This is a genomic window from Pseudomonas antarctica, from assembly GCF_001647715.1.
Classification (GTDB): Bacteria; Pseudomonadota; Gammaproteobacteria; order Pseudomonadales; family Pseudomonadaceae; genus Aquipseudomonas; species Aquipseudomonas antarctica_A.
Genome location: NZ_CP015600.1, coordinates 315,601 through 336,502, shown reverse-complemented (window position 1 = coordinate 336,502; position 20,902 = coordinate 315,601). Strand labels below are relative to the sequence as shown.

Sequence of the window (20,902 nt, the reverse complement as noted above, 5' to 3'; positions counted from 1 at the left end):
GGCTGACACACCGAGTCGCCTGCATCGCGGGCAAGCCCGGCTCCCCCATTGAAGCTGCGGTCATAATAACGAGGACCTTACATGGACGTAATAATGGGCCTGCTGGCCGCCCTGCTCTGGGGCGGCACGGATTTTCTCGTGGGTCTCAATGCCCGCGCCGTGGGCGTTAAACGCGCGGTGTACTTCGGCCAGGCCCTCGGCTTTTTGATCATGACCGTGCTGCTGGTCATCTTTCCGGCGTTCCTTTTCAAATCCCTGAATGCCCCGTTGAGCGTCTGGCTCATGGGCATTACGGCCGCACTGCTCACCGTCTCCGGGGCCCTTGCGCTGTCCAAGGCCTTCGCCCTGGGCAAAGCCGCCATCGTCGCGCCACTGGTGACCTCTTACGGCGTGGTCACTACGCTACTGTCCTGGGCCAGCGGCGAACACATCAGCCTGATCCAGCTCGGTTGCATCGGCCTGTGCGTCATCGGCGTGATCCTCTCCAGCCTTCACAAGGACAACGGCGTGCCCCACAACAACCCGCGCCTGTCAATCGCCTACGCCATGCTTGCAGCAACGCTGTACGGCACCAGTTTCTGGCTGCAGGGCCGCTACACGCTGCCCGCGCTGGGGCCGGTTACCATGTTGTGGCTGGGTTACCTGGTGGGCCTGTGCGTACTGGTGGTGATGGTGCTGAAGATCAAGGACGGCCTGAAGATTCCGCCACTGAAAAACTGCGCCACGTTGACCGGTGCGAGTTTGATGAACCTGGGCGGGTTCTCGGCATTTTCGTGGGGGGCGATGGCCGGGTCGGTGTCGGTGGTGACGGTGATCAGCACGCTGTCGGGCGGGATCGCGGCGATGCTGGGGTTTGTGTTTTTCAAGGAGCGGTTGTCAGCGGTGCAAGTCTTGGGCGTAGCGACAGTGCTGGTCGGTGCGGTGGTTTTGCACATCGCCGACTAACGCTTGCGCACAAAAAAGCCGCCCACGAGGGGCGGCTTTTTTACAACAACCGAACCTTACAACTTAGGCCCAGCCGCCTTGATCGCATCGCTCACGTCAAACTTCTTGAAGTTCTCGGTGAACAGACCCGCCAGGGCTTTCGCCGCTTCGTCGTAGGCCGCTTTGTCGGCCCAGGTGTTGCGTGGGTTCAACAGGCCAGTCTCAACGCCCGGCACCGTCAATGGCACGTCGAGGTTGATGGTGTCGAGGTGTTCGGTTTCAGCACCGATCAACGCGCCGCTCTGGATCGCTGCGATAACGCCGCGAGTGGTCGGGATTTTGAAGCGTTTCGTTTGCCCACGCCGTAGCTTCAGATATTTAGATTTGCAGTATTGCTCATTATCGATCCTGCGTCGGTTCAACCAAGCTAAATAACCGACTGATTTAATTAAGATTTAACCCAGCATAATTTTTTACAAGCTTAGGAACAAACACTTGAAAAGTGTTGAAGCACTCGTATGACTAAAGTCTATAGATCCACCAATGAAGAAGTGCTGGCATTATGGGGCCACTTTGTTTTAGTCTAGAAAAGCATGATGGCGGATCGCCACACATGCCTAGATTTTTTATAATCTATGTGTTTAGCTGAAGATGCGCAAAATGCAAAATTCTAAAAATTAATCTTAATGGCATAATATAATATCCGTGACATAAGGGACTAAATCATGAAATATAACGCCGCTTTAATAGTTTATGTTGCTCGAAAACATTCCAAGCATCACCAGATAATATCCGATTTAAACTCTGAAAACTTAAGTGCAACTGAACTTGACTTGCCAATTAGCGATATTTCCTCCTGCTCTATTAACGACAGGTTGTCTATAGCAATACAACACATTGATTTGTTAGTGGTATACCTTTCTAAAGAAACTAAAGATCATGCCTGCATTAGTAAATCTGTAGAAATAGCAAACACTTATGGTAAAAGAATTATTGGTATTTGGATAGATGACGCAGAACCACAAGATCTTTGTGTATCGGTTGGGGCTTATGGCGATAGCATTAGTCCATACGATGCAAGGAGCAAAGAAATTTTTTCCGGAAAGTCTGATATATGGCTAAATCCCGACTATAGCACCCCACCTAAAACAAAAATCAAAAAACATACCTGTGGTTAAAAAATGAAAATATTTTCTTATGTGGTCGCTCGAGACTTTGGGTTTGCACCGAATCCATTTCATGGATTTTGTACATTGGCAACTTGTAAACCACTCATCCGCAATGCCGCCGAACTTGGTGATATTATAGTAGGTACAGCTGCGGCACCCAGGTCGAACGAAATTGTGTTTTTCATGGAAGTAAATGAAATATTAACTTTTGATGACTACTGGAATGACGTTCGATTTGCAGTGAAAAAAGTAAATTACGTCGGAAGCACAAAGAAAGCATATGGCGACAACATTTATCACACTGACGAAAATGGAAGCTGGATCCAAGAGGACTCACACCATACCAATTATGATGGATCAACAAGCGAAGAAAACATCGCCACAGATACAAGTAGCAATAGAGTCCTGATAAGTAATAATTTCTCATATTGGGGGTCAAAGTCACCAGCAATCCCCCCGACATTAATGGAATTAATTAAAAAGGGACCAGGCCACAAGTGCAACTTCCCTGACGAATTCAAGTCAGAAGCAAAAGCGTGGTTAATGTGTCAAGAACGAGGATGTTTTGGCGCTCCCTCTGATTGGAAAAACTAAAATCTAAGGATAGAAAATGATCACCACGACTAACGTTACACTAGACCATTACTCAAACAGCATAAGAGACACAGATCGTTTAACTGATCTTCAATCTATAACTTTTGGATTGTATGGTGAAGTCGGAAGCGTGGTGACCACTGCTAAAAAACTTAACCGCGATGGCATGGCATATAATTACAGAATATCCATAACTGAGGAACTTGGAGACGTATTTTGGTATTTTACCAGATTAGTTGATAGGCTAAAATACAACATAAACGATTTAGTGAAATCACCATTTTGCAAAAAACAGCATAGTATATTATTGGTCACAGACATACTAAGTAGTCCATTAGCTCATATTCCAATCACTGAAGATCAAGAATTCACAATAGCCTTAACAAATCTTGGGCAGTCTGCGGCTGATCTTCTGAATTCTCTTCAGGCAAACGAAGATACTAAGGAAAAACTAGAGAAATTCTTTTTAAATTATCTTTTTACACTCAAAGCCGCCAACATAAGTTTCGCAGACGTAATAAACCACAATATTGAAAAATCAACAAGCAGATTTCTTCAGCCAGATATATCAAAACTAAATACATTTGATGGTAGCTTTTCCGAAGAAGAAAGACTACCAGAACAGTTTGAAATAAAAATTACTGAAAGACCGAATGGAAAATCATACTTACAATGGCAAGGTGTTTTCATAGGAGACCCACTAACTGACAACATAAAGGATTCCGACGGATATAGATTTCATGATGTTTTCCATATGGCACATGCAGCAATCCTTCATTGGTCACCCACATTTAGGGCTCTGATCAAACACAAGAGAAAAAGCAACCCAAAAACAGATGAGGAACAAGATAGCGGTAGAGCTATTGTTATTGAAGAAGGATTAAGCGCCTGGATTTTCTCAGTGGCAAAAAACTCAAATTTCTTTGAACATCAAGATAAGTTATCATTCGATTTACTAAAAACAGTAAAGCAGTTTGTCTCTGGATACGAAGTTGAAGAGTGCCCTCTGGCCCTTTGGGAACGCGCTATTCTTGATGGGTACAAAGTATTCCGGCAGCTTAAAGAGAAGAGATGTGGCATAATTGTGGGAAATCGAATCAATAGAACTCTAGAGTTTCGGCCATTGGAAAAATGATATGACTCCTAAAAATTTCGTCAATGCGCTTAGCTCGCTGCACATAGAAAATACTTTTAATCCATATAGTGATACATGCCCCGTATTTGACAATGCGAACGCTTCAAAAATTAGAAAAAATTCTCTATTAAAACTTGTCGAAGCCGCGTCCAAAGCAGATATCGACTCTATTTGGATTGGCCGTGATTTGGGATATCGCGGTGGGCGCCGCACTGGTTTAGCGCTGACGGATGATGTAAATATAGATCGTCATGCTCATCGATGGGGAATTGAAATCCCACGAGTTACAAATGGAGCCCCTGTTTCAGAAAGAACAGCTGCAGTTATTTGGAGCGCTTTAGAAAAAATTGAAGACAATATATTTTTATGGAACGTCTTCCCGCTACATCCATTTATTGCAGGGAATGTGTTTACCAACAGAACGCATAATTCCACAGAAAGAAAGATCGGTGAAGCGATCCTTTGCGAACTTATCAGCACTATTAAGCCACGAAAAATAATTGCCATAGGAAATGATGCTTCAGTTTCCGCCTCAAAGTTAACAAGCAAAATAGAAATCAATAAGTTTAGACACCCAAGCTACGGTGGCCAAACTATTTTTTTAGAGCAAGTTTCAAAAGCTTATGAAATTAATTTTCATCCGCTACAATCATCCCTCTTTTAACTATTACATGATCAAATAAAAAGCCGCCCTGAAGGCGGCTTTTTATTTCTACAAATCTCTAAATCTGAGGCCCAGCCGCCTTGATCGCATCGCTCACGTCAAACTTCTTGAAGTTCTCGGTGAACAGACCCGCCAGGGCTTTCGCCGCTTCGTCGTAGGCCGCTTTGTCGGCCCAGGTGTTGCGTGGGTTCAACAGGCCAGTCTCAACGCCCGGCACCGTCAATGGCACGTCGAGGTTGATGGTGTCGAGGTGTTCGGTTTCAGCACCGATCAACGCGCCGCTCTGGATCGCTGCGATAACGCCGCGAGTGGTCGGGATGTTGAAGCGCTTGCCGACGCCGTAGCCACCGCCGGTCCAGCCGGTGTTGACCAGGTAGACCTTGGAGCCGAAGCCGCGGATGCGCTTGATCAGCAGCTCAGCGTATTCGCCAGCTGGGCGTGGGAAGAACGGCGCGCCGAAGCAGGTGGAGAAGGTCGACTTGATGCCGCTGCCGGAACCCATTTCAGTCGAGCCCACCAGTGCGGTGTAGCCGGACAGGAAGTGGTAAGCCGCTTGTTCTTCGCTGAGGATCGACACTGGGGGCAGTACGCCAGTCAGGTCGCAGGTCAGGAAGATGACTGCGTTTGGCTCCCCGCCAAGGTTCTTCTCGGAACGCTTGGCAACGTGTTCCAGCGGGTAGGCGGCGCGGCTGTTCTGGGTCAGGCTGACATCGGTGTAGTCAGCGTGCTTGGCATCGTCGATCACCACGTTTTCCAGCACGGCGCCGTGCTTGATGGCTTTCCAGATGACGGGCTCGTTCTTCTCGGAGAGGTCGATGCACTTGGCATAGCAACCGCCTTCGATGTTGAACACTACGCCTTCGCCCCAGCCATGTTCGTCGTCACCGATCAGGTAACGGCTTTCGTCGGCCGACAGGGTCGTTTTACCGGTGCCCGACAGACCGAAGAACAGGGTCACGTCGCCTGCTTCGCCGATGTTGGCGGCGCAGTGCATTGGCAGCACGTCGGCGGCCGGCAGCAGGAAGTTCTGCACCGAGAACATGGCTTTTTTCATTTCACCGGCGTAACGCATGCCGGCGATCAGCACTTTCTTCTGGGCGAAGTTGAGGATGACGCAACCGTCGGAGTTGGTGCCGTCACGCTCTGGCACGCACTCGAAGTTGGCCACGTTAAGCACTTGCCACTCGTCACGACCCGCCGGGTTGTACTGGGCTGGGTTGATGAACAGGCAACGACCGAACAGGTTCTGCCAGGCAGTCTGGGTGGTCATTTTCACGGCCAGGTAGTGGTCTTCTGCAGCCCCTACGTGAACGTGGGAAACGAAATGCTCTTGCGCGTTGTTGAAAGCCTCGACGCGAGCCCACAGGGCATCGAACTTGTCGGCCGGGAACTTGCGGTTGATCGGGCCCCAGGCGATTGCGTCCTGGGTGGAAGGCTCTTCCACGATGAAACGGTCGACCGGAGAACGGCCGGTACGGTGACCGGTTTCTACGACCAGCGCGCCAGTATCGGCAAGCACGCCTTCACCGCGCTGCAGGGCTTCTTTAACCAGATCGTCAACACTCAGATCGGTGTATACGGCGTTATTGGCTTGCGTCATGAGGTTCCCCGTCGGCCTATGGCCGAGTGCTCCAAACGTTTTGTAGTAGAAAGTTGCGCACTACTACCGCGAAAAAAGTGGGCCGGATTATGCCAGAAAAGCCCAAAAAAAGTAGGGCCCTCCCGTCAGAACTGCGCTAATCCGGCGTTTGTCAGGTGATTTACCTGTGCTTAAACGTTTTAGTGGCGGGTGTCAGAAGGGGTATCGATGCCTGCGCCAGCGAATAATTGGGCGACATCGGCGGCATCGAACAGGTAGCGCTGGTTGCAGAACTGGCAGTCGATCTCGATATTGCCGCCGTGCTCCACTACCAGATTCTGCGCATCTTCCAGGCCCAGGCTGACCAAGGCATTGGCCGAGCGCTCACGGGAGCAACTGCAACGGAAGCGCAGGCCCTGTGCGTCGAACAGGCGCACGGCCTCTTCGTGGTAAAGGCGGTGCAGGATGGTTTCGTTGTCCAGGCCCAGCAGCTCTTCAGCGGTCAGGGTACCGGCCAGGGCGGTCAGCTTGCGCCAGCTGTCGGTGCGCTCGTCGTCGTCCTTGATGCGGTCGGCAGGCAGTTGCTGCAGCAACAGGCCACGGGCGCGCTTGCCGTCGGCATTGAGCCAGAACTTGGTGCCGACTTGCTGGGACATCACAAAATAGTTGGTGAAGCAGTCCGACAGGGTCTCGCCGTCGAGGTCGACAATGCCCTGGTAACGCTGGCCTTCCGTCGGGTCAACGGTGATCGCCAGCACGCCGTTGGCCATCAGGTCGGACAGGGTGGCGTCCGGCGCGATCAGGTCGGCGTCGTAACGGGCCAGGCCACGGATTTCACGCTCGCTGGAACATTCGATCATCAGCATCGGCACCGGGCCTTCGGAGCGGGCCTGCAGAATCAGCAAACCGTCGAACTTCATGGTGCCCACCAGCAGCGACGCCGCCGCCATCAACTCTCCGAGCAGTTGCGCGACCGGCTCCGGATAGGGGTGCTTGGCAAGGACTTCGGCATAGCTGCGCTCCAGCGAGACCAGTTCGCCGCGGGCGTCGTTCTCGTCGAAGATGAAGCGTTGGGTGAAGTCGGTATCCGGTAGATCAGTCATAGGTCTGGTATCTGAATTGATGACAAATTAATTACAAGGTTTATAGAATTAAACGCTTTAGCACCATTTTGGTGCGGTTTTCTAGAGCAGTGAGGGACAGTTTATGAACAATCCGGGTTTGTTCCAAGCCAAGTGGAACCTCGGGGGATGGGCCTTTTGCAATCTACTCGCTATCGGGCTGCTGTGTTTTTGGCTGTGGCCCACGGGGCAGATGCTGTGTGTGGTATTCGACGAATGGCTGTTTCATCTGTTCAACGACCCGCTGGCAAGCAATTCAGTGTGGTTGCATGTGTGGGCTGTTGCCAGTTTGCGGCCATTCGACGCGGTAGTCGGGGTGATTTTGCTGATGCTGCTGATACGCGGTGACTGGGTGTTCAAGGCCGTTCAAGTACGCCAGGCATTTTTTGGCTTTTTCGGTATTTTGCTGCTGTTGCTGTTTATCCGCATGCTCTTTTCCAAACTGGTGGCGCAGATGGGCTGGCAGCACAGCAGCCCGTCGATGGTGATCGCTGGCGCGGTTCATATGAGTGACTATTTCCCCGGCCTGGAGAAAACCTGGGAGTTGAAGGACCGTTCCAGCCAGAGCTTCCCGGGCGATCATGCTTCGGTGTTGTTGATCTGGGGCCTGTTCATGACGGTGTTTGCCAAGCGCATCGGCCAGGTGCTGGTGATCTGGGGCCTGGCGCTGTTGTTCATGATGCCGCGATTGGTGGCGGGCGCGCATTGGGGACAGGACGATTACATCGGCGGAGTGCTACTGGCGTTGTTGGCGCTGGGCTGGGGGTATTACACGCCGTTTGCAGCGAAGGTATCGGACGCTTTGTTGCGGCTGACGGCACCGATCTTCGGGTTGCTGGGTAAGCTGCCAGTAGTCGGGCGATTGAGCGTCATACGCACAGCCGCCTGAAGCAGTCGATTCAGGTGGGAGCTGGCTTGCCGGCGATAGCGGCGAGGCAGTGACTGGGAGACTGGCTGACCTGACGCTATCGCAGGCAAGCCAGCGCCCCCGTTTGATCGCCATGTTGCTGGAGATTTGCACGATCAATCATCATTGCCGCTGCCGCGAAATTTGAACAAATCGCGACGCTGCTTCTTGCTCGGTTTGCCATCCGTGGTCATGCCGGTAGCCCCCGCCTTGCGCATGGCCGCTGCTTTTTCGCGCTTGGCGATGCTGGCTTCGGTTTCGGTGTACAGCGCCTGCGCTTCGGGTGCTCCACGGCGCACGACGGAAAGCGCCTGCACGACGACGGTCTTTTCATCAAAGCCCACACGAATCTGCAGTTCATCACCGACGCGCGGCTCCTTGCCAGGCTTGCAGCGTTCACCGCGATGGTGCACCTTGCCACTCTCAATGGCGGCCTTGGCCAAGGCACGGGTTTTAAAGAAACGCGCGGCCCACAGCCACTTGTCCAAACGGACCTTTTCTTCCTCTTCCTGCTTTTGAGCCACTTGAATTCCTCGCTCTGAAAAATGTCGCAACTTTACCGTTGAAGTCCTTCGACGCATAAACCCCAGCGCTCGCCTAAGATACGCCAGGCACCAACCCTGTTTTTGCGAGGATACGCCGTGACCGACTTTCCCACTTCACTCACCTCGCCCAACCAAGGTTGCGTAGGCTGCCAGCAAAGCGAACCCTTGGGTTTTGATTTTTCGTTCGCCTATCAGCCTATCGTAGACCTTCGGGATCATTCGATCTTCGCCCACGAAGCCTTAGTGCGAGGCACCAGCGGCGAAGGGGCGTTGTCAGTGCTGAGTCAGGTCAACGCAAGCAACCGTTATCGCTTCGACCAACGCTGCCGCACCCAGGCGATCGCCGGCGCCTCCGCCTTGGGGATGCAAACCAATCTTTCGATCAATTTCATGCCCAATGCCGTTTACCGGCCGGAGCTGTGCATTCGCAGCACCCTTGAGGCGGCCCGCGCGCATAATTTCCCAGTGAATCAGCTGATTTTCGAAACGCTGGAAAGCGAGCATGTAGATAACTATCGCCATTTGACCAATATTCTGCGTGAATACCGCGAATTCGGCTTCAAGACCGCCATCGACGATTTCGGCGCGGGCTATTCGGGGCTGAACCTGCTGGCTGATTTCCAACCTGACTTGATCAAACTCGACATGGCGCTGATTCGCGATGTCGACCAGGATCGTGTCCGCCAGGTAATCGTCCAGGGGATTGTCACAATCTGTGAGCAGTTGGGCGTTACTGTCATTGCCGAAGGTATCGAAAGTGCCGGCGAGCGTGACTTCCTGTCCGACTGCGGAATATTTCTGATGCAGGGTTATTGGTTCGCCAAGCCTGCATTCAAAGCCCTGGCCGAGGTTTCACCCAAGGCCTGGGCGAACTGACCGGTTACCCATATTGAAGACATTTGACCATTTGACCGTTGTCGGTCTGCGTGAGTGGGTGGCGCTTCCCGACTTGGGAGTGGCTGGCCTGCGCGCGAAGATCGACACCGGTGCCAGCACCTCGAGCCTGCACGCGACCGAGATCGAGCCGTTTGAGCGCGACGGAGAGAAGTGGGTGCGCTTTACCGCGCACTTGGGCAGCGTGGTGCAACTGCGTCACCGCCGTTGCGAGGCGCCGCTGGTGACGATGAAAACCATCAAGAGCTCCAACGGCCACGCGCAGGTGCGCTATGTGATCAGCACCACCCTGGCGATGGGTGATCGGGTGTGGCGGGTGGAGTTCACCCTCGCCTGCCGCAAGGCCATGCGTTACCGCCTGCTGCTGGGCTCCAAGGCGTTGATTGACGGCCATCTGGTGGTCAATCCCGGCGTCAAGTACGTTCAAGACAAGCCGGTGTTCCCGGTCTCTACTATTTCTGCCCCAGGTGCTGCATGAAGATTGCTGTGCTGTCGCGAAACCCGCGTCTGTATTCCACCCGCCGCCTGGTCGAGGCCGGCACCGAACGTGGCCATGAAATGGTGGTGATCGACACGTTACGTGCCTATATGAACATTGCCAGCCACAAGCCGCAGATCCACTACCGGGGCAAGCCGCTGGAAGGCTTCGATGCGGTGATCCCACGGATCGGCGCCTCGGTGACGTTCTATGGCTGCGCGGTGTTGCGCCAGTTCGAAATGATGGGGGTCTCGCCCCTCAATGAATCGGTGGCCATCGCCCGCTCGCGGGACAAGCTGCGCTCGCTGCAGTTGCTGTCGCGTCGCGGGATCGGCCTGCCGGTGACCGGTTTTGCCCACTCCCCCGATGACATCCCCGACCTGATCGAAATGGTCAACGGCGCGCCACTGGTGATCAAGGTGCTCGAAGGCACCCAGGGCATCGGCGTGGTGCTGTGCGAAACCGCAACCGCAGCCGAGTCGGTGATCGAGGCCTTCATGGGCCTCAAACAGAACATCATGGTGCAGGAATACATCAAGGAAGCCGGCGGTGCGGATATCCGTTGCTTCGTGGTGGGCGACAAGGTGATTGCGGCGATGAAACGCCAGGCCAAGCCAGGGGAATTCCGTTCCAACCTGCACCGTGGCGGCAGTGCCAGCCTGATCAAGATCACCCCGGAAGAACGTATGACTGCGCTGCGGGCAGCCAAGGTGATGGGGTTGAGCGTAGCGGGTGTGGATATCTTGCGTTCCAACCACGGGCCATTGGTGATGGAAGTGAATTCATCGCCGGGCCTGGAAGGGATCGAGACCACCACCGGGAAGGATGTGGCGGGGATCATCATTCAGCATCTGGAGAAGAGTGGTGGGCCGAATATGACCAGGACCAAGGGCAAGGGCTGATACGCAAAAAGCTTTGGTACCCTTTAAAAACAAATGGGGAGCTGGCTAGCCAGCGCCCACATTTGATTTGAGTTGTTTGTCAGACCGCGTCTCTTGGCAGCATCAGGCCAAGCGGCAACCGCACCCGCGCCTCCAGGCCACCCTCTTCCCGGTTGCGCAACTCAACATTGCCGCCATGCATCGAAGCAATCCGACGCACAATCGCCAACCCCAACCCCGTACCTTTACCACCCCGGGCACGGTCGCCACGGGTGAACGGGTTGAAAATACCTTCCAGTTCCGCGGGGTCGATACCCGTACCTCGGTCCATCACACTCAACACCACATAAGGCGCGGTGCTGTCGCCGGACACATACGCGGCCACTTCGACATCCGAACCTGCGTGATGCAAGGCGTTGCCGATCAAGTTGTTCAGCAGACGCTTCATGGATATGCGACGCAACGCAAACGGCTGGATCGGCTCCAGGCGCATGCGCACCTGCTCGCCGTTCTGGTTGTAGGGCGCCACCACTTCACGCACCAGTTCCGTCAGGTCGACCTCTTCGACCACCTCATCACGGCCATCACGGATAAACGCGAGGAACTGGTCAAGAATCGCGTCCATGTCCTCGATATCGCGCACCATGTCATCGGTCAGGTCGGAATGATTGCCCATCAACTCCAGGGACAGGCGCAAGCGCGTCAGCGGTGTGCGCAGGTCATGGGACACTCCCGCCAGCATCAGCTCGCGTTCGCGACCGGCCTGTTCGACATCTTCCGCCATCTGGTTGAAGGCGCCGTACACCTCGGTCATCTCACTGGGCGTGTCGCTGATCGGCAGGCGCACGCTACGCCCTTGTCCCAGTTGGCGGGCGGCAAATACCAGGCGTTTGAGGGGTTGGTTGAGCTGGCGCACAAAAATCCACGCGGACGCCGTTGAAAGCAAGCCGATCGCCAGGAACCAGCCCAGCACGTTCCAGATCTTCTGCCCTCGCAGCGGATGCGGGTAAAGCGGCACTTTCAGCCAATCCTGCCCCAGGCTTGGCGCACGCACCCATAACGCGGGTGACACATGCATACGCAGCCGCACCTCGGTGTCTTCACCCAGTTCGGCCTGCATCTGGCGTTGGTAAATCTCACTGTAAGGCCAATGCTGCTCGCCTTCCGGCACACCTGCTCCGGCGACGCGAACCAGGGTGGCAGCCTTGGCGATCTTCTCGCGGTTCTCGGGGTCGGCAGCCCAATAGGCGCGCAGTGTCAGGGCAACACCGTGGCTGTATTGTCGATCGACCAGCACGTCTTCGTTCATCAACAGATAAACCAGCGTCAGCGCCTTGGAAAACAGAACGACGATCAGCACCAGCCAAAGGGTGCGGGAAAAGAAACTTTGCGGGAACCACAGCGGGGTTTTCATAGGAGACAGCTAGACACCTTGCAAGAACGAGCGGCGCTCGCAGAATTGCAGACGCCGGGCATCCCGTCGACCCTCATGGAGTCAATCGCCAGGATGCCCGCCCCTGCAAATCATCGGTCACTTGGTTGCAGTGCCATCCGGCACAAACACATAACCCACGCCCCACACCGTCTGGATGTACCGCGGCTTGGACGGGTCCGGCTCGATCATTCGGCGCAGACGGGAGATCTGCACGTCGATGGAGCGCTCCAGGGCGTCCCATTCCCGGCCACGGGCCAGGTTCATCAGCTTGTCGCGCGTCAGCGGCTGGCGAGCATTCATCACCAGGGCCTTGAGCACAGCGAATTCGCCGGTGGTGAGCATGTGCACTTCTTCGCCACGCTTGAGCTCACGGGTCGCCAGCGACAGTTCGTAGTCGCCAAAAGTGACGCTTTCGTCTTCGCTGCCCGGCGCACCCGGAACCGGAGCTGCCTGGCGACGGAGTACGGCTTTGACCCGGGCCATCAACTCATCAGGGTTGAACGGCTTGGCCAGGTAGTCATCAGCACCCAGTTCAAGGCCCTTGATGCGGCTCAGCTCATCGCCCTTGGCGGTAAGCATGATGATTGGAATCTGGTTGTTCGCGCCGCGCAGGCGTTTGCAGGCGGTGAGGCCGTCTTCGCCGGGCAACATCAGGTCGAGCACGACCAGATTGAATACTTCGCGCCCCAGCAGGCGGTCCATCTGCTCGGTATTCGGCACCGCGCGTGCACGGTAGCCCTTGGAGTTGAAAAAGCGCTCCAGCAGGCTGCTCAGCCCCGGATCGTCGTCAACGATGAGAATTTTTTCGCCTTCAGCAGTTTGTGCAGTGCTGCTCATTAGATGCTCCTCTTATCTCGGCGCGCATTATGGCGTAGCTGCCGTTATACGCACCGTGTGCATTGTTAGCAGATTTTTCCTCCACCGCCAGCGAACCCGCGTCCTACAACCACTGGCGCAGTACCCCCCAAGGGCAGAACGCTGGTTATAATGCGGCGCCTTCGTGCAGGGCACTGTCAGACTTTACTGTTTACTGCCTCAGCAGTTTTTTCAGCGGCGGGCAGCAATTTCCCGATTTCGCGGGTCAATAGGCAGCCTATCGACCCAGGCAGCGGCGCCGGTAGGGCCGCTCAACCAGCCTCGCAACGCCTTGTTTTCCGGGCCTGCGAGCTGCTTTCAGAATTTCAGGTGGTTTTATGGACAGCATCAACAGCCGCATTGCCGAGGAACTCGGTGTACGCCCACAACAGGTCGAAGCGGCCGTCGCTCTACTGGATGAAGGCTCCACGGTGCCTTTCATCGCCCGCTACCGTAAAGAAGTGACCGGCAGCCTCGACGACATCCAATTGCGTCACCTGGAAGAGCGCCTGCGTTACCTGCGAGAACTCGACGAACGGCGCATCAGCATCCTCGCCAGCATCGAGGAGCAAGGCAAGTTGACGCCGCAATTGGAACGCGACATCAAGCTCGCCGACACCAAGACTCGCCTCGAAGACCTTTACCTGCCGTACAAACAGAAACGCCGCACCAAGGGCCAGATCGCCCTGGAAGCCGGCCTGGGCGACCTGGCTGACGGCCTGTTCAACGACCCGTCGCTGACCCCGGAAACCGAAGCCGCACGCTTTATCGACGCCGAAAAAGGTGTCGCCGACGTCAAGGCTGCCCTCGAAGGCGCCAAATATATCCTCATGGAGCGTTTCGCCGAAAACGCCAGCCTGCTGGAAAAACTGCGCTCCTACCTCAAGCAGGAAGCCATCCTCAGCGCCCGCGTCATCGCCGGCAAAGAGGAAGAAGGCGCCAAGTTCCGCGATTACTTCGAACACGATGAACCGCTGAAAAGTATGCCGTCCCACCGTGCACTCGCCATTTTCCGTGGTCGCAACGAAGGCATTCTCAGCTCCGCGCTGAAAGTCGGCGACGAGCTGCCGGGCACCATGCACCCGTGCGAAGGCATGATCGGTCAACAATTCGGCATCCAGAATCAGAACCGTCCTGCGGACAAGTGGCTCGGTGAAGTCGTGCGCTGGACCTGGAAGGTCAAGCTCTACACCCACCTGGAAACCGACCTGCTCGGCGAGCTGCGCGACGGCGCCGAAAACGAGGCGATCAACGTCTTCGCCCACAACCTGCATGACCTGTTGCTGGCCGCGCCAGCCGGCCCGCGCGCCACACTGGGCCTCGACCCGGGCCTGCGCACCGGTTGCAAGGTTGCCGTGGTCGACGCCACGGGCAAGCTGCTGGACCACGCCACCGTGTACCCGCATGTGCCGCACAACAAGTGGGACCAGACCCTGGCGATCCTGGCCGCGCTGTGCGCCAAGCACGCCGTGGACCTGATCGCCATCGGCAACGGCACCGCCAGCCGTGAAACCGACAAGCTGGCCGCCGAACTGATCAAAAAATACCCAGCCATGAAGATGACCAAAGTCATGGTCTCCGAGGCCGGCGCTTCGGTGTACTCGGCCTCGGAGCTGGCCTCCAAGGAATTCCCGGACCTCGACGTATCGATCCGTGGCGCGGTTTCCATTGCTCGCCGCCTGCAAGACCCGCTGGCCGAGTTGGTGAAAATCGACCCTAAATCCATTGGTGTCGGCCAATACCAGCACGACGTGTCGCAGCTGAAACTGGCACGCGGCCTGGATGCGGTGGTGGAAGACTGCGTAAACGCCGTGGGCGTGGACGTGAACACTGCCTCCGTGGCGCTGCTGGCGCGCATCTCCGGCCTCAACACCACCCTGGCGCAGAACATCGTCACCCACCGCGACGAGAATGGCGCGTTCAAAACCCGTGCGGCACTGAAAAAAGTCGCACGCCTGGGTGAAAAAACCTTTGAACAGGCCGCTGGCTTCCTACGCGTGATGAACGGCGATAACCCGCTGGATGCCTCCGCAGTTCACCCGGAAGCCTACCCGCTGGTGCAGCGCATTGCCGCCGAGACCGACCGCGACATCCGCTCGCTGATCGGCGACGCCGCGTTCCTCAAGCGCCTGGACCCGAAGAAGTACACCGACGAAACCTTCGGCGTGCCGACCATCACCGACATTCTGCAAGAGCTGGAAAAACCAGGCCGCGACCCGCGTCCCGGGTTCAAGACGGCCGAGTTCCAGGACGGCGTCGAAGACCTCAAGGACTTGCAACTGGGCATGATCCTCGAAGGTGTGGTGACCAACGTGACCAACTTCGGTGCCTTTGTGGACATCGGCGTTCATCAGGACGGTTTGGTGCATATCTCTGCGCTTTCGGAGAAGTTCATCAAGGACCCTCGCGAAGCGGTGAAAGCCGGTGACGTGGTGAAGGTCAAGGTCATGGAAGTCGATATCCCGCGCAAACGCGTCGGCCTGTCGATGCGCATGAGCGACACCCCCGGCGAGAAAATCGACGGCGCCCGTGGTGTACGCCCAGGCTCGGCGCCGCGCCCGTCGCAGAACAACGCGCCGCGCAAGGAAACCGCCACGGCCGCGCCGAGCAACAACGCCATGGCGTCACTGTTCGCCAATGCCAAGCAGTTGAAGAAACGTTGATGGAAATTCCAGCCGGTTTGACCCAGAGCGCCTTCAGCGAGCTGATCGGCTGCCGCCTGCAACGCCTTGAAGAAGGCGTTGCCGAGGTGGCCCTGACCCTGGAGCCGCACCTGCGCAACCGCGCGGGCAAGCTCCATGGCGGGGCGATTTTCAGTTTGGTCGATATCACCATGGGGCTGGCCTGCTCCAGTTCCCATGGTTTCGACCAGCAGAGTGCAACCATCGAGTGCAAAATCAACTACATCCGCGCCGTGTCTGACGGCGACGTGCTGTGCACCAGCCGGGTAATTCACGCCGGTCGACGCACGTTGGTGGTCGAGGCGGACGTGTACCAGGAGGACAAACTGGTCGCAAAAGCACAAGGCACCTTCGCTGTCCTCTAGCTCCCCGCCCTCGATTTGAGTTAATTTCGGCGCTGCGACAACAGCGTCGGAATTTTCTTGCTGCGCTATAGCCCAATTCATGGAGTGAAGTAGGCTTTTTCAAAGCGGGTCAAATCGACTCAAAACCAGGCGATAACGCCAGTTTTAACTTCACCCTTGTAGACCGTCCTGCCCACCCCCATATTGGGGCGACTGACGCGTGAAGGAATCCAACTTGAGCGAACTTCTCAACCGCCGCCTGGCCTTGCTCGGCAAGCGCGAACACCTCTCCCTGCTAGAGCAGTGCTTGCACGGCATCGAGCGCGAATGCCTGCGCGTCACGGATGAGGGTCGCCTGGCACAAACGCCGCACCCTGAAGCCCTGGGCGCTGCGTTGACCAACGAATTGATCACCACCGACTACTCGGAATCGCTGCTGGAGTTCATCACTCCCGCCCTGCCCAACCCGGCCGATACCCTGAGCAGCCTGGACAAGATCCATCGTTTTGCCTACAGCAAACTCGGCAACGAGTACCTGTGGAGCCCTTCGATGCCGTGCCCGTTGCCGGCCGAGGAAGATATTCCGATTGCCTACTACGGCACCTCGAATATCGGACAACTCAAGTACGTGTACCGCAAGGGCCTGGCCCTGCGTTACGGCAAGACCATGCAGTGCATCGCCGGCATTCACTACAACTTTTCCCTGCCGGAACAGTTGTGGCCGTTGCTCAAGGAGACTGAAGGTTTCGTCGGCACCGACCGCGACTACCAGTCCACCGCGTATATCGCGCTGATCCGTAACTTCCGTCGCTACAGCTGGCTGTTGATGTACCTGTTTGGTGCCTCACCGGCACTGGACGCCGGCTTCCTGCGCGGTCGCTCGCACCAGCTGGAGGCGTTGGACGCCGACACGCTGTACCTGCCCTACGCCACCAGCCTGCGCATGAGCGACCTGGGTTACCAGAGCAACGCCCAGGCGGGCCTGACGCCGTGCTACAACGATCTGAGCAGCTACACCGACAGCCTGCGTGAAGCGGTGGCAACGCCCTACGCACCTTACGTCGAAGTCGGCACCCATAAGGACGGTGAGTGGGTTCAGCTCAACACCAACATCCTGCAGATCGAAAACGAGTACTACTCCAACATTCGCCCCAAGCGCGTGACCTACACTGGCGAACGGCCGATCCAGGCGCTGATGGCCCGTGGCATTCAGTACATCGAAGTGCGTTGCCTGGACATCAACCCGTTCCTGCCGATGGGTATCGACCTGCCGGAATCGCGCTTCCTCGACGCGTTCCTGCTGTACTGCGCGTTGAACGACAGCCCGCTGTTCGCCAACAACGAGTGCGGCAATGCCACCTCCAACTTCCTCAGTGTGGTCAAGGAAGGTCGCCGCCCAGGCCTGCAGTTGCAGCGTCAGGGCCAGCCCGTGGACATGAAGGAATGGGCCACGGAGCTGCTGGAGCAGATTGCGCCGTTGGCCGCGTTGCTTGACGAAAGCCACGGTATCCAGGAACACAGCCAGGCACTGGACGCTCAGTTGGCGAAGGTCAAAGACCCTTCTCTGACGCCATCGGCCCAGGTGCTGGCGGCGATGGCCGAGCGCAAAGAGAGTTTTGCGCAGTTCTCCCTGCACCAAAGCGAGGTGCATGCCGCGTACTTCCGTAAAGAGCCGTTGCCGGCTGCAGAGCAGGCACGTTTTGAGGAACTGGCGCGCACGTCGCTGGCGCAACAGGCGGAACTGGAGCAGAACGAAGTGGGCGACTTTGATGTGTTTGTCGGGTCGTACCAGGCGAGCATCCTGGCGATCAGCAACTAAAAAGCCGAGCTCAATCCCTCATGGGAATGGGCTTTATGTGGGAGGGGGCTTGCTCCCGATAGCGGATTATCAGTCATCTATCATTGACTGGCCTACCGCCATCGGGAGCAAGCCCCCTCCCGCATTTGCCCGCTTTTGACTGAAGAGCGTCTTTCACCTTTCTCCTCATAAGCTAATTCGAAAATGTTATTTATTTTCGGATTCTTAGATCATTTAGTCTCCTCACTCGCCGACCCTCGGCCGCCTGATTGAGGAGCTTCCCCTTGAAACTGCATTTCCCTCTCCGCCTCCTGGCGGCGTTGTCCCTGGCCGGTGCCAGCCTGTTTGCACAGGCGGCGGATGTGACCATCGCTTACCAGACCACCGTGGACCCGGCCAAAGTTGCCCAGGCCGACGGCGCGTATGAAAAAGCCACCCATGCCAAGATCGACTGGCGCAAATTCGACAATGGCGCCGACATCATCGCCGCCATCGCCTCCGGCGACGTGCAGATCGGCTACCTCGGTTCCAGCCCGCTGACCGCTGCCGTCACCCGCAAAGTACCGGTGGAAACCTTCCTCGTGGCCACCCAGATCGGCGGCGCCGAAGCCCTGGTGGCGCGCAATGGTTCGGGGATCAACAGCCCGCAGGACCTGGTCGGCAAAAAAATCGCCGTGCCGTTCGTATCCACCGGCCACTACAGCCTGTTGGCCGCGCTGAAGCACTGGAACATCGACCCGTCGAAAGTCACGATCCTCAACCTCGCGCCACCGGCGATCATCGCCGCCTGGAAGCGCGGTGATATCGACGCGACCTACGTTTGGGACCCCGCCCTGGGCGTGGCCAAGGAAAACGGCAAGGTGCTGATCACCTCCGGCGAATTGGCCAAGTTCGGCGCGCCGACCTTCGATGCGTGGATCGTGCGTAAAGACTTCGCCGAGAAACACCCGGAAATCGTCAGCGCCTTCGCCAAAGTCACGTTGGATGCCTACGCCGCGTATCGCAAAGACCCACAAGCCTGGCTCGCCGACACAGGCAACGTCGACAAACTGGTGAAGCTCTCCGGCGCCAAGGCCAGCGATATCCCGCTGCTGCTGCAAGGCAACGTTTACCCGCTGGCCGCTGACCAGGTGACGCTGCTGGGCGCACCGACCACCAAAGCGGTGACCGATACCGCCGCGTTCCTCAAGGAACAAGGCAAGGTCGACGCCGTGCTGCCGGACTACGCGCCTTACATCAGCGCCAAGTTCATCACTCACTGATTCGGGAGTTCATTGCGATGGCCTTGCTACAACTGGAGCGCATCAGCGCACAGTACCCAGGCGCCACAGAACCGGTACTGTCTGACATCTCACTCGACCTTGGGCCTCAGCAATTGCTGGTGGCTCTCGGGCCGTCCGGTAGTGGCAAGACCTCGCTATTGAACCTGATTGCCGGTTTCGTCGAACCTTCTGCCGGGCGCATCACCCTCGATGGCGTGCCAGTCAAAGGCCCCAGTGCCGAACGTGGCGTGGTGTTCCAGGACGACGCCCTGCTGCCGTGGCAGGACGTGCTGGCCAACGTTGGCTTCGGTCTCGAACTGGCCGGCGTACCCAAGGCGCAACGTGAAGTGCGCGCCCGGGAAATGCTCGCCCTGGTCGACCTCGCCGGTTTCGACAGCCGCCGCATCTGGCAACTCTCCGGCGGCCAGAAGCAGCGTGTGGGCCTGGCCCGCGCCCTGGCGGCCGACCCTCGCGTGTTGCTGATGGATGAACCCTTCGGCGCGCTGGATGCCTTCACGCGCGAACAGATGCAGGAGTTGCTGCTGCAAGTCTGGCGGCGCACGGCCAAACCGGTATTCCTGATTACTCACGACATCGAAGAAGCGGTCTTTCTCGCCACCGATTTGATCCTGTTGGCGCCCAACCCGGGCCAGATCGTCGAACGCCTGCACCTGGACTTCGGCCAACGCTACGCCGCCGGTGAATCGGCCCGGGCGATCAAGTCCGACCCGCGCTTTATCGAAACCCGTGAGCACGTGCTGGGCAAAGTGTTCTCCCAACGGCAGGTGTCCGCATGAGCAGCTACGAACTCCCCGCCACGGCCGCGAAGCCCGTGGCTCACGCGGTTATCCCGGTACGCCGCAGCCTGAGCACGCGTTGGATCAGCGTGCTGACGCTGGTCACCTTGCTGGCGATCTGGTGGGCCGTGACCGCTACCGGTTTGATCGAACCCTTGTTCCTGCCACCACCGTCTGCCGTGCTGCAAAAAGGCTGGCTGCTGGCGACCACGGGCTACATGGACTCCACATTGTGGCAGCACCTGGGCGCGAGCTTGAGCCGTATCGGCCTGGGCCTGGGCTTTGCGGTGCTGACCGCCGTGCCGGTCGGCATTGCCATCGGCTCCAACCGAATTGCCCGCGGCATTCTCGACCCGTTGATCGAGTTCTACCGGCCGATTCCGCCGTTGGCCTACTTGCCGTTGATTGTGATCTGGTGCGGCATCGGCGAACTGTCCAAGGTGCTGCTGATTTACCTGGCGATCTTCGCGCCCATCGCCATCGCCACCGCGACCGGCGTGCGCACGGTCGACCCGGCCAAGCTGCGTGCCGCGCAGTCGTTGGGCGCGACCCGTGCCCAGTTGATTCGCCATGTGATCCTGCCGAGCGCCCTGCCCGACATCCTCACCGGTGTGCGCATCGGCCTGGGTGTGGGCTGGTCGACGCTGGTCGCCGCCGAGCTGATCGCCGCCACCAGCGGCCTGGGCTTTATGGTGCAGTCGGCGGCACAGTTTCTGGTCACTGACGTGGTGGTGCTGGGGATTCTGGTGATCGCCTTGATCGCCTTCGCCATGGAAATGGGCCTGCGTGCCCTGCAACGCAAATGGGTGCCTTGGCATGGCCAGGCACACTGAGTGAGA

Annotated in this window: 20 protein-coding genes and 1 pseudogene; 15 read left to right on the top strand and 6 right to left on the bottom strand. The window is 57.0% G+C overall.

What is annotated here, in order from left to right:
• Positions 1–81: 81 nt before the first annotated feature.
• Positions 82–945, top strand: coding sequence for a DMT family transporter (locus tag A7J50_RS01310; RefSeq protein WP_237140877.1), 864 nt, complete (start codon positions 82–84; stop codon positions 943–945).
• A 56-nt stretch (positions 946–1,001) separates the two neighbouring features.
• Here A7J50_RS01310 and A7J50_RS01305 read toward each other — a convergent pair.
• Positions 1,002–1,283, bottom strand: a pseudogene (locus A7J50_RS01305) (phosphoenolpyruvate carboxykinase (ATP)); the annotation flags it as partial.
• A 366-nt stretch (positions 1,284–1,649) separates the two neighbouring features.
• On the opposite strand from A7J50_RS01305, the gene A7J50_RS30320 reads away from it, so the two are divergent.
• Genes A7J50_RS30320 through A7J50_RS30310 form a run of 4 tightly spaced genes read left to right on the top strand, consistent with a single transcriptional unit; the run spans position 1,650 to position 4,486 of the window.
• Entirely contained in the window at positions 1,650–2,102 is a 453-nt protein-coding gene (locus A7J50_RS30320) for a TIR domain-containing protein (protein WP_082895811.1), read from the top strand.
• A gap of 3 nt (positions 2,103–2,105) precedes the next feature.
• Positions 2,106–2,687: a hypothetical protein gene (locus tag A7J50_RS31295; protein ID WP_156526243.1), complete on the top strand. Its 582-nt coding sequence runs from the start codon at positions 2,106–2,108 to the stop codon at positions 2,685–2,687.
• A gap of 16 nt (positions 2,688–2,703) precedes the next feature.
• Positions 2,704–3,822, top strand: a complete 1,119-nt coding sequence (locus tag A7J50_RS30315) for a hypothetical protein (protein WP_082895810.1) — start codon at positions 2,704–2,706, stop codon at positions 3,820–3,822.
• Between the two features lies 1 nt (position 3,823).
• Positions 3,824–4,486, top strand: a complete 663-nt coding sequence (locus A7J50_RS30310; RefSeq protein ID WP_082895809.1) for a uracil-DNA glycosylase — start codon at positions 3,824–3,826, stop codon at positions 4,484–4,486.
• Positions 4,487–4,544: 58 nt separating this feature from the next.
• Here the strand turns inward: A7J50_RS30310 and A7J50_RS01300 are convergent, their stop codons facing one another.
• The gene (locus A7J50_RS01300) at positions 4,545–6,086 is read right to left on the bottom strand and encodes a phosphoenolpyruvate carboxykinase (RefSeq protein ID WP_064450198.1); all 1,542 of its coding nucleotides are present in this window, start codon (positions 6,084–6,086) and stop codon (positions 4,545–4,547) included.
• 179 nt (positions 6,087–6,265) lie between these two features.
• Complete coding sequence (gene hslO / locus A7J50_RS01295) at positions 6,266–7,168, bottom strand: Hsp33 family molecular chaperone HslO (RefSeq protein WP_064450197.1); 903 nt, start codon at positions 7,166–7,168, stop codon at positions 6,266–6,268.
• A gap of 103 nt (positions 7,169–7,271) precedes the next feature.
• Between hslO and A7J50_RS01290 the strand changes: the two genes are divergently transcribed.
• Entirely contained in the window at positions 7,272–8,075 is an 804-nt protein-coding gene (locus tag A7J50_RS01290; protein WP_064450196.1) for a phosphatase PAP2 family protein, read from the top strand.
• Between the two features lie 134 nt (positions 8,076–8,209).
• Here A7J50_RS01290 and A7J50_RS01285 read toward each other — a convergent pair whose 3' ends face one another.
• Entirely contained in the window at positions 8,210–8,617 is a 408-nt protein-coding gene (locus tag A7J50_RS01285) for an RNA-binding S4 domain-containing protein (protein WP_064450195.1), read from the bottom strand.
• Positions 8,618–8,734: 117 nt separating this feature from the next.
• On the opposite strand from A7J50_RS01285, the gene A7J50_RS01280 reads away from it, so the two are divergent.
• From A7J50_RS01280 to rimK, 3 genes are read left to right on the top strand one after another with little or no spacing between them, the layout of a single operon-like run.
• On the top strand, positions 8,735–9,514 hold the full coding sequence (locus A7J50_RS01280; RefSeq protein ID WP_064450194.1) for an EAL domain-containing protein: 780 nt from the start codon (positions 8,735–8,737) through the stop codon (positions 9,512–9,514).
• Between the two features lie 46 nt (positions 9,515–9,560).
• Positions 9,561–10,010: an ATP-dependent zinc protease gene (locus A7J50_RS01275; RefSeq protein WP_407015987.1), complete on the top strand. Its 450-nt coding sequence runs from the start codon at positions 9,561–9,563 to the stop codon at positions 10,008–10,010.
• Entirely contained in the window at positions 10,007–10,912 is a 906-nt protein-coding gene (rimK, locus tag A7J50_RS01270) for a 30S ribosomal protein S6--L-glutamate ligase (protein WP_003213178.1), read from the top strand. Before A7J50_RS01275 ends, rimK begins: the two co-directional genes overlap by 4 nt.
• Before the next feature lie 79 nt (positions 10,913–10,991).
• Here the strand turns inward: rimK and A7J50_RS01265 are convergent, their stop codons facing one another.
• Complete coding sequence (locus A7J50_RS01265; protein ID WP_064450192.1) at positions 10,992–12,305, bottom strand: ATP-binding protein; 1,314 nt, start codon at positions 12,303–12,305, stop codon at positions 10,992–10,994.
• 117 nt (positions 12,306–12,422) lie between these two features.
• The gene (gene ompR / locus A7J50_RS01260) at positions 12,423–13,163 is read right to left on the bottom strand and encodes a two-component system response regulator OmpR (protein WP_053255745.1); all 741 of its coding nucleotides are present in this window, start codon (positions 13,161–13,163) and stop codon (positions 12,423–12,425) included.
• 356 nt (positions 13,164–13,519) lie between these two features.
• Here ompR and A7J50_RS01255 point away from each other — a divergent pair, with 356 nt between their 5' ends.
• The 6 genes from A7J50_RS01255 (at position 13,520) to tauC (ending at position 20,896) form a co-directional block, all read left to right on the top strand.
• Positions 13,520–15,844 (top strand): Tex family protein, encoded by a 2,325-nt coding sequence (locus A7J50_RS01255; protein ID WP_064450191.1) that lies wholly within the window; start codon positions 13,520–13,522, stop codon positions 15,842–15,844.
• Positions 15,844–16,227: a PaaI family thioesterase gene (locus A7J50_RS01250; protein ID WP_064450190.1), complete on the top strand. Its 384-nt coding sequence runs from the start codon at positions 15,844–15,846 to the stop codon at positions 16,225–16,227. The genes A7J50_RS01255 and A7J50_RS01250 overlap by 1 nt, the downstream gene beginning before the upstream one ends.
• 214 nt (positions 16,228–16,441) lie before the next feature.
• The gene (gene gshA, locus A7J50_RS01245) at positions 16,442–18,025 is read left to right on the top strand and encodes a glutamate--cysteine ligase (protein ID WP_064450189.1); all 1,584 of its coding nucleotides are present in this window, start codon (positions 16,442–16,444) and stop codon (positions 18,023–18,025) included.
• A gap of 263 nt (positions 18,026–18,288) precedes the next feature.
• Positions 18,289–19,266: a taurine ABC transporter substrate-binding protein gene (tauA, locus tag A7J50_RS01240; protein WP_064450188.1), complete on the top strand. Its 978-nt coding sequence runs from the start codon at positions 18,289–18,291 to the stop codon at positions 19,264–19,266.
• Between the two features lie 17 nt (positions 19,267–19,283).
• The gene (tauB, locus tag A7J50_RS01235) at positions 19,284–20,063 is read left to right on the top strand and encodes a taurine ABC transporter ATP-binding subunit (protein WP_064450187.1); all 780 of its coding nucleotides are present in this window, start codon (positions 19,284–19,286) and stop codon (positions 20,061–20,063) included.
• A complete protein-coding gene (tauC, locus tag A7J50_RS01230) occupies positions 20,060–20,896 on the top strand; it encodes a taurine ABC transporter permease TauC (protein WP_064450186.1) in 837 nt (278 codons plus the stop codon). Before tauB ends, tauC begins: the two co-directional genes overlap by 4 nt.
• Positions 20,897–20,902: the final 6 nt, after the last annotated feature.